2 protein-coding genes are annotated in these 7909 nt (G+C 59.2%); one reads left to right on the plus strand and one right to left on the minus strand.

Translation table 11 applies throughout. From position 1 onward, the window contains the following. A partial coding sequence (locus tag JSV08_03300) for an ABC-F family ATP-binding cassette domain-containing protein (protein UCF81448.1) occupies positions 1–1077 on the minus strand: 1077 nt, incomplete at its 3' end. 370 nt (positions 1078–1447) lie between these two features. Between JSV08_03300 and JSV08_03305 the strand changes: the two genes are divergently transcribed. Further along, entirely contained in the window at positions 1448–7573 is a 6126-nt protein-coding gene (locus JSV08_03305) for a S8 family serine peptidase (protein UCF81449.1), read from the plus strand. Positions 7574–7909: the final 336 nt, after the last annotated feature.

Below are 7909 nucleotides of genomic sequence, written 5' to 3' on the forward strand. Positions count from 1 at the left end.
CAGGGTGGCCGGGACGTGCTGGGCGTAGTAGGCGATTCTCAAATCCGGCATCCAACTGAAACTGCCGGAGAGGGGAGACAACTCACCCGCCAGGGTCTTCAGGAAAGTCGTCTTGCCCTGGCCGTTGTCTCCCAGTATCGCGACGTGCTCCCCCCGGGCGATATTGAATTTAATATCCCGCGCCACGACCTTCGATTCGCCGTACCCGATGCGGAGGTCGTTTATCTTCAAGGCGAGCCCTTTCTTCTTCGCCACCCCGGGGATGTTGATTCTCACGGTGCTCGCGGGGTGGACGATCTCGATCGTCTTGAGGCGCTGCAGTTGCTTGGCCTTGGATTTGGCCTGGCGGGCCTTGGTGGCCTTGGCGGAGAACCGGTCGATGAACCGCTGCAGGTGTTTTCGCTGGCGCTGGATGTTCAGGTTGGTTTTCTCCGCAAGCTCGTCCTGCTCCTCCTTGTACGCGAAAAACTCCTCCAGCGGCCCGGGATAGAGGAATAAATTTCCCCGGTCAATCTCCAGGATGTGGTCGGTGACTTTTTTTAATAGTTCCCGGTCGTGGGAGATTATCATGTATCCCCCCTTGTACTTCTTGAGGAATTGCTCGAAGAGGATCTGGGTGCTCAGGTCCAGGTAGTTGGTCGGCTCGTCGAGGAGGAGCAGGTTCGGCTCGGCGAGAAGCATCGCCGCGAGCTTGACCCGCATCTGGTAGCCGCTCGCCAGGGAGTCGATGGGTGCTTTGAGGAGTTCGTTCTTCAGCTGGAACTGGGCGGCGATCTTGCCGCACCGCCATTCCTCCCTGCCGGTGTAGCGGGTCAGGAAATCGAGCACCGTCTCCGAGGGCCTGAACGGGTCGATCTGCTCGAGGTATCCCAGCCGGGCCTGCCTGTAGACGTTGACGGCGCCTGAATCGACCTCCTCGCGGCCGGTTATCATCTTGAAGAGGGTGGTCTTGCCCGCGCCGTTTCTGCCGATGACGCCGATCTTTCTCTTGGCCGGCACGGCCAGGCTCGCCCCGTGAAAGATAACCTGCGGGCCGTAGGCTTTGGATATGTTATCGATCTGAAGCAGCGTCGACATAAGACCCCGCGAATATTATATCAGACATTTTGGGGAGGATTTTCCTCCTTGCTTCTCGTCCCTAACCCCTTACTCCTTACTTCTTACTCCTTTCTCCTTACTTCTAAACTCTTAGCTCTGCTTCGGCGGTTCGTGGAGGCGTATGCGCGGAAAATCTACAAAAAGCGAAAAAAATTCGATTCGTTCTTGACATTCCTGAATCCACATGATGTATACTGGCATGCTTTTGCGTTAAACAAGTCAGGACCCTCAGCTTGGAACGACACCGGTGCCTATAGTCTTTTTAGGTTGGACACGGCTGGGAAAAACCCCCAGGGGCGGGCGGCTGCCTCGGGGTTTTTGCTTAAGTAGCCGAAAGGAGAAACAGACCATGAAACTCGAAAAGAGACGGTTTTGTGCGCTCGTCGGAACGGCTCTGTGCGCGGCGCTTGTTTTCGCGGGCACCGCGTTGTTTGGGCAGGAATTTCCGCTTGGCGAGTCGCCGGATTTAGCTTCCCATGAACCACAGCCCTTCGGCAGTTATTTCGTGGTGCTTCCGTCACCGCCCGTCCTGCGGCGCGGGTTCTGCATCGTCGCTCACTCGGCCATGGGCGGCACCACGTCCGAGCAGGAGCGCCTGGCGATGGAACTTGAGCGGGATCTTGTCCAGGGGCGTGCGAAAGCGAAGATCGAGTGGGAGGCCAATACGAAAGGCCCAGCGGACGAGATATTCGTGAAGACGAAGGTGAAGGGGAGGCTCAATGAGTCCCAGCGGGCCCGGGTGGACGAGATCGCCGCAAGCCTGGAGGCCGGGGGCGAAAAGGCGAGAATGAAAATCGAGGTCAAGGTGGCGCCGGTGAAGAAAGTGCTGGCGGCGCGCGCGGCGATCGGCGCCGAGCAACTGAGCGTCCTCGCGGAGATCGAGGCGCTGGGGAAGGCGCGTTTCGGGGCGGCGTTCGAGCTTCCCGCGCCGCGCAGGCGCTACGACTCGCTCATAAACGCCGTGCTTCTGGACCTGCCCGTCGAGCTGGTGGGGCCCGCAAAGGCGCTCCCGGGCGTCCGGGACGTGCAGCTCAATTCCGAGGTGACCCCGCAGATGGACGTCAGCGTTCCGGTGACGGGAGCGGAGCTGGCTCATGCGGGCAACATCAAAGGATGTGAAAAAGACAAGGCCGGCAATTGCCTAAAACCCGTCCGCGTCGCGGTCATCGATACGGGGGTGGATTACACGCATCCGGCGTTCCAAGTGAGCAGCCCTCCCGATCCCATACTTGACAACATCTGGACGAATCCGGGAGAGCTGGACGAGAAAGGGCGGATAACGTCCGGGGATGTAACGCCTTCTTCCAAGGCGCCGGACGGCTGCCCAGGTCGTTGCAACGTAGACGACGATAAGGATGGCTTTACGGATCTTGCCGACCCTCAAGTCAGAGTAGCGGACTATGACAATGACGCCGTTTCTTTGTATGGCGCTAACTCTAAAGTGGACAGCACGCCCGGCAACTGCAATGATCTCGACCCTATCAATGGCGACGATGATTGCGAAGATATTTTAATAGCCGCCGCGGACGACGACGAGGACGGCTTCGCGGACAACTTCCACGGCGTGGACCTCGGTGACAACGACGGCGATCCGCGCGACGACAAGGCCTGGAAGTTGAGTGAGTATCATGGCACGCACGTTGCCTCCATCATCGCGGGAGAGGGCTGTTCGACGAGCCTGACGGGCATGGCGCCTGAGGCGCAGATCGTCGCCGTCAAGATTTTTAAAAGCACGGTTCAAGAGTACCCTACCTTTGCGGACGTCGTGGACGCGCTCGGGTGGGTGGTGAACGAAGTGCAGCCGGGCGCGCCCGACCCGCGCGCGGAGGTCGCCAACATCAGCCTGGCCACCGAGTGCGGCCACCCGCAGGACATGGCGTCCGTGGCGGTGGACAGCGCCGTCGCGAACGGGATCGTCGTCGTGGCGCCTTGCGGAGAACACGGCAATGACGTCAACATCTTTTCGCCGGGGACCGCCCGGCACGCCATCACCGTTACCCCCTATACCCTACAAAAATCTCCGGATCTACCGGACGATTTCTGGACAGTTGGTATGATGTCAGAAGGATACGTGCGATACACCGACCCGGCCGTTCCTCAGGAAGACCGGGCCTTGTTCAAGCCGGACCTCGTAGCGCCGGGAGTTCATGGCTCGCCAGCCAGAAGATGCATTTGCGCGGCAAGGACGACTCTGGTGGATGGCTTTTCGGGGGAAGACTTCTGCCCTCAGGACCTGTTTCCTTGCAGCCCGCCAGGCGAGATAAACTACGTGTTTGATCGGGATTGTTCTAGCCACTCTTTTCCTTCCATCGCCGCGGCCCACGTCTCGGGGGCGGCGGCGCTTCTTCTGGGGGAGAAGCCTTCGTGGACGCCGTATTTCGACGCGGGCCAGAACCAGGTTGCAAACAAGGTGAAGGACGCCCTCGTGAACCGGGCGCTTTTGCTTCCCCCGCCTCCGTTTGAGGAGTGCTGTCCTCTTTTTAGCATAGATTGCCTTCGTACTTGCGATGCGGGGTTTCTCGCTGTGGGAAACGGGAGGCTTATGGTCAGGCATGCCGATGATGATATAACGGGCGCTCTGGATACGGATTTTCTGGTGCGTCCGTCGACTTTAAGTTTCGGGGAGGTTACGACGTGCGATACGGGGATTGTCCGAACCGAAACCCTGTTCGTGGAAAACCTTAACGCCGGATTAATTTCAACGTTCACCGCCGTCGGGACCATTGAGGATTGTCCGCACATTCCTCCGCCGACACCGCTAGGTCTTGCGGTCACCCCGGTGGCAGACGGGTTCGAGGTGGAGATTACGCAAACGGGACCTTTTGTGTACCCGGAGCACTGTCACGGACACAAGGGCGTCATTACGGTAACCGCCAAGGACAGTTTTTGGAATGACGTTGGAACTCCCATACGAGTCCCGTGGTTTTTGGCCGTGCGAGACAGCCTTCATAGAGGTAATCTTCAGTGCCGATGGTGTGGGTCTCCCCTCAGATTCATTACGCCAATCCCGGGTTATTTTCTGGATGGCCAGTTGCCGGTGAGTATAGGGACTTGCGCTCCGGGAGGGGAAGTATGGCGGGTTTCGACCTGCGGCTTCAGCGCCGACACGAAGGTGTGCTTCGGGTACGACCCGGATAACGAGGAGTGCGTTGGAAAAGCCGTGTCGGCGATACCGGGAAGCTTCTGCCCCACGGGCGGAAACACCGGTGCGATCATCGACGTGGTGGTGCCGGACTGCGACCCCTTATGGGGGTGCACTCTAGGCGTCCCGATGAACATCGCGATATACGATGGCTGCACCAGCTTCCCTCTGGGAACCCTCGCCTACACCGATGACGTTCCGGGCGCCTCGTTCACGCACGACGCTCCCGGCAAGTGCGTCGGAGATGAGGTGCAGTTCACGGACACGTCCACCAATTTCCCGCGGACGTGGAAATGGGACTTCGGGGACGGGCACCTCTCTTTTGAGCAGAATCCGGTGCACATTTTCGAAGCGGGGACGTACGAGGTCAAGCTCACGGTGATGAATCCGTGCGGGAGCTATGATTCCTTCAGCGACACCTTAACCATGGGCGCTTCGTTCACGCACGATGCTCCGAAATGCATCGGAGCTCCCACCGTGCAGTTCACGAACATTTCCGCGGGCAGTCCGACGTCGTTTTTGTGGGATTTCGGCGACGGGGACACCTCGACGGAGCAGAGCCCGACGCACACGTATCCTGCTGAGGCGAAAACGTACACGGTGACGCTGACGGTGTCGGGCGATCAGACCTGCCCGGCGCCAACGACCTTCTCCGATACCGTGCGTATCGCCGGCCCTCCGACAATATCGTCCGCGTCTCCCCCGTTCGGCACCACGCTGGGGGGAACGGAAGTTACCGTCGAGGGGGCGGATATGTTTGATTCTCTGAACCCGAGCGTCACCTTAACCGGCCCATCCGGCAGCTATACGGTTACCGCAACCGGATCGTCGAACGGGACACGGCTAACCTTTGTTACTCTGTCACTTGATACGCTGGAGCTTCCGCCGGGCACGTACAGTGTGGAGGTAATCACGGACTGCGGAGAGAGCAATGCGCTCGCCTTCCAACACGCCAACTTGGGCTTTTCGGCGCAGGAAGGGGCCTCGTTCGGTTCGATTGAGATTGTAGACGTGGACAATAACGTGAGCCTTGATACGTTGACGTTAACGTCGTTTGTATTCACGCCACGGGAGATTGCCGTCACTCGGGCCATCGGGCCGGCCGTGGAACCCCAGCTTTACGTGCTCGATAGTACAGTCGCTGGCATCCCGTTTCTTATCTTGAAGCCGCTTGGCAACCCGGAAGCAATAGCTATGGATAGAAGTTTCTTTTTTGATCCAGTGGATGAAATACCGAACGCCCTTGCGCCCGACCCGGTGGACGCGGGCCTCGTCTACGCCACTTCTATTACGAAGCTGAGCGACCCGACCCAGCCGGCCGGTGTGCGCGTCCTGGACGTGTCGGACCCGTACAACATCGTGTCGGATCCACTATTGAGCGACCGCATCGAGAACGACCTGATAGAAGTGCACAATTGCATCGGTGACGGAACAGGAAATTGTCTAAAGCACCCCGCTACTCCTCAAAGCAAGGTGTTTGCTGCTGACATTGAAGTGATCGCAGTAAATCCGACGGGTTTCGGTATTCCGTTCAAGGCGGGCGATTCGGTCACGGTTGTGGCCAATCCTTCCGCGGGCTGCGCGGGGACGTTTTCAAAGGACGACTTAACGCAACGCTACGGCTACGCGACCAGTGCCGCCGGGGAAGACAGCGGAACGGGCGTGGAGGGACGCAGCCGCCTCTCCATCCTCGACCTCAACCCGTGCGCCATCCAGGATATCTCGGGCACGGACATCACGCTCGTTTCAAACTCCATGTACCAGACAGAAGTCGAAGTATTCGGAAACCCCGAGCCCGGTGCTGAAGTTCCCGGGCCGGACGAGCACGTGGGCCTGACGCTCGCGAAGAACGACGAGGGCGCGTTCATCTACGTGCTGAACAAGGAGGCGAACGGGCCCCAGGTCGTCATAAAGATCGACGCCGTGGCACGGGACTTCGCCTACGCGAAGAAGGATTTTCCTAACGTCCCGTCCATAGTTGATGTGCAGGACGTCGTGGTCGCTCAGCGGAATGCGGCTGGAACGGCGACACTCATTGCGGCGGTGAGTGGAGCGAATGGGACACTTCATTTCTTCCAGGAGTCCGGAGTGGAGGTGGACACGGACGGGAACCCCGCGAACGGCGTCACGCCCGTCTGCCTTGCGGCCGCTTTCGGAGGGGATCCATGCCCCGACGCGACCATACAGCCCGACGACATCGCCGTGCACCCGGACGGCCAGCTCCTCTACGTGTCGTTTGCGGGAGCTGTTCAGGCGAAGAGATTCATTGCAGAGGTGGATATTACCGACTTTACCAAAGCACCTCGTCTATTGAGCGATTCGGGAGGCGGGATTCCGTTTACTGGAACGCTCAAAGGAATCGCGTTTGACTCTGTGGGAGATCTTTACGTGTGCGAGCAGGACTTCAATCTGGCGTTAGATGACCGCGTGCGGAAGTTCACCGTTCCAGGAGCGGGTAATCAGCTCGGATTTACGGGCATTGAGACAACGAACGTGGATGATCCGGTGGACGCCGCGGTGGACGAGGGCGACGGTGTCGTGGCGGTGCTGGATTTTGGCGGTGCGGGTGACCCTCCGGGGCAGCTGAAGCTCTTCACCTTGGACCTGTCCACGGTGCAGGGTGCGCTCAACTCGCTCCATGACCCGCGCGACGTGGTGACGGAGGAGCCGGGAGTGTACGCGGTGGCGGAGCAGGGGAAGGCGGGATTCCCGCAGACGGGCGACGTGCGGCTCTTCAAGACACAGAGCGGCTCGAAAAAGGTGATCCGGGGACAATTCGGAGCGTCGGGAGTGGACATTCTGGGCGACCACACCGACCTAACGGCCTGCCTCGGGAGCGCGTGTTCGGGCAAGCGCTACGTGGTGTCGGACTATGACCTGGAGAAAGTATTCCAGCTTGAGAAACCCGTGATTCTCGACACGGGCCTCTTCCCGAACGACGCGGTGACGGTGGGCGAAGGCGCGCAGCAGCAGGTATGGGTGTGCTCGGGCGAGCCGGGGGACACGACTTCGGGCACGACGAACAGAATCGACGTGTTCATCACGAGTGAGGATGTTGAGGTGCCGGATCCAAAGGCGCCCATTGACCTTACTGCAAGTCCCCCGGTAGGTGGTAATGCTTTCGCTCCCACCTCGATGGCGGCGGCGGAGTTTCCGAGCGGTGAGAAACGTATTTTCGTGACGATGTTTGACTCTGACAAGATATTGGTCTATGACGGAACACCGGGATCGGCCACGCAGTACCAGCTTCATCCTCTTCCTCCTAGTGCTGGCATTATCCCTGTAGGCGCGGGGCCGCGCAGGATCGTAATTCAGCCGGAGATCGTAGAGTAAAGCGGTAGTCAGCGGGTAGCCGCCAGAGAGCCGCTATCAGTTGGCGGATAGCAGATGGCAGTTGGCGAGTGGAAAATTCTTTTCTATACCCCTTGCTCCTTACTTCTTACTCCTTACTCCTAAACTCATAGCCCCGCTTCGGCGGTTCGTCGAAGCGCATGCGCGGGAAATCTCCAAAAAATGAGAGTTTTTCGATTTACTATTGACATCCCTGAATCCACATGTGACCTGCCCCCATTCATTGTGCCAGTTCCAAAGTTAGTCTTTCCTGCCCTACCGCCATGTTGAGCGTAGCGAAACATGGCGGCAGAACCGCCGCATGCGCCGCCGGAGCCC

It is taken from the genome of Acidobacteriota bacterium (genome assembly GCA_020349885.1).
In the GTDB taxonomy this organism is placed as follows: domain Bacteria; phylum Acidobacteriota.

Coding starts and splice junctions, on each gene's coding strand:
- JSV08_03305 (UCF81449.1), top strand. CDS start 1,448: ATGAAACTCGAAAAGAGACGGTTTTGTGCGCTCGTCGGAACGGCTCTG.